This window comes from Aliivibrio finisterrensis (assembly GCF_008933155.1).
Lineage (GTDB): Bacteria > Pseudomonadota > Gammaproteobacteria > Enterobacterales > Vibrionaceae > Aliivibrio > Aliivibrio finisterrensis.
In genome coordinates, this window is sequence record NZ_WBVP01000049.1 from 1 (window position 1) to 2,384 (window position 2,384).

The window sequence follows — 2,384 nt, forward strand, 5'->3', positions numbered from 1 at the left end:
TGGTGTGACTGCGTACCTTTTGTATAATGGGTCAGCGACTTATATTCAGTGGCAAGGTTAACCGTTTAGGGGAGCCGTAGGGAAACCGAGTCTTAACTGGGCGTTCAGTCTCTGGATATAGACCCGAAACCAAGTGATCTAGCCATGGGCAGGTTGAAGATTGAGTAACATCAATTGGAGGACCGAACCGACTAATGTTGAAAAATTAGCGGATGACTTGTGGCTAGGGGTGAAAGGCCAATCAAACTTGGAGATAGCTGGTTCTCCCCGAAATCTATTTAGGTAGAGCCTCGGACGAATACTACTGGGGGTAGAGCACTGTTAAGGCTAGGGGGTCATCCCGACTTACCAACCCTTTGCAAACTCCGAATACCAGTAAGTACTATCCGGGAGACACACGGCGGGTGCTAACGTCCGTCGTGGAGAGGGAAACAACCCAGACCGCCAGCTAAGGTCCCAAAGTTATAGTTAAGTGGGAAACGATGTGGGAAGGCTCAGACAGCCAGGATGTTGGCTTAGAAGCAGCCATCATTTAAAGAAAGCGTAATAGCTCACTGGTCGAGTCGGCCTGCGCGGAAGATGTAACGGGGCTAAACTATACACCGAAGCTGCGGCAATACAGTTTACTGTATTGGGTAGGGGAGCGTTCTGTAAGCGGTTGAAGGTGCGTTGTAAAGCGTGCTGGACGTATCAGAAGTGCGAATGCTGACATGAGTAACGATAAAGCGGGTGAAAAACCCGCTCGCCGGAAGACCAAGGGTTCCTGTCCAACGTTAATCGGGGCAGGGTAAGTCGACCCCTAAGGCGAGGCCGAAAGGCGTAGTCGATGGGAAACGGGTTAATATTCCCGTACTTCTTACAATTGCGATGGGGGGACGGAGAAGGCTAGGTGGGCTTGGCGACGGTCGTCCAAGTTCAAGTGTGTAGGCTGTAATCTTAGGCAAATCCGGGATTACACTAGGCTGAGACACGATGTCGAGCTACTACGGTAGTGAAGCCATTGATGCCATGCTTCCAGGAAAAGCCTCTAAGCTTCAGATTGTAAGGAATCGTACCCCAAACCGACACAGGTGGTCGAGTAGAGAATACTAAGGCGCTTGAGAGAACTCGGGTGAAGGAACTAGGCAAAATGGTACCGTAACTTCGGGAGAAGGTACGCTCCTAGCGGTGATGAGACTTGCTCTCTAAGCTGCCGGGAGTCGCAGATACCAGGTGGCTGCAACTGTTTATTAAAAACATAGCACTGTGCTAAATCGTAAGATGACGTATACGGTGTGACGCCTGCCCGGTGCTTGAAGGTTAATTGATGGGGTTAGACTTCGGTCGAAGCTCTTGATCGAAGCCCAAGTAAACGGCGGCCGTAACTATAACGGTCCTAAGGTAGCGAAATTCCTTGTCGGGTAAGTTCCGACCTGCACGAATGGCGTAATGATGGCCACGCTGTCTCCACCCGAGACTCAGTGAAATTGAAATCGCTGTGAAGATGCAGTGTACCCGCGGCTAGACGGAAAGACCCCGTGAACCTTTACTACAGCTTGGCACTGAACATTGACCCTACATGTGTAGGATAGGTGGGAGCCTTTGAAGCACGTACGCCAGTATGTGTGGAGGCAATCTTGAAATACCACCCTTGTATGCTTGATGTTCTAACGTTGGCCCCTTATCGGGGTTGCGGACAGTGCCTGGTGGGTAGTTTGACTGGGGCGGTCTCCTCCCAAAGAGTAACGGAGGAGCACGAAGGTGGGCTAATCACGGTTGGACATCGTGAGGTTAGTGCAATGGCATAAGCCCGCTTGACTGCGAGAATGACAATTCGAGCAGGTGCGAAAGCAGGTCATAGTGATCCGGTGGTTCTGAATGGAAGGGCCATCGCTCAACGGATAAAAGGTACTCCGGGGATAACAGGCTGATACCGCCCAAGAGTTCATATCGACGGCGGTGTTTGGCACCTCGATGTCGGCTCATCACATCCTGGGGCTGAAGTCGGTCCCAAGGGTATGGCTGTTCGCCATTTAAAGTGGTACGCGAGCTGGGTTTAGAACGTCGTGAGACAGTTCGGTCCCTATCTGCCGTGGGCGTTGGATGATTGAAGGGGGCTGCTCCTAGTACGAGAGGACCGGAGTGGACGAACCTCTGGTGTTCGGGTTGTCACGCCAGTGGCATTGCCCGGTAGCTAAGTTCGGAATCGATAAACGCTGAAAGCATCTAAGCGTGAAGCGAGCCCTGAGATGAGTCATCCCTGATACTTTACGTATCCTAAAGGGTTGTTGGAGACTACGACGTAGATAGGTCAGGTGTGTAAGTGCTGCGAGGCATTGAGCTAACTGATACTAATTGCCCGTGAGGCTTAACCATACAACACCCAAGGGGTTTTGAACGGATTT

Annotated in this window: 1 rRNA gene; it reads left to right on the forward strand. The window is 51.4% G+C overall.

Annotated elements, in window-relative coordinates:
• Positions 1-2,355: ribosomal RNA gene (locus tag F8B77_RS17200) — 23S ribosomal RNA — on the forward strand; the annotation flags it as partial.
• Between the last annotated feature and the right edge of the window lie 29 nt (positions 2,356-2,384).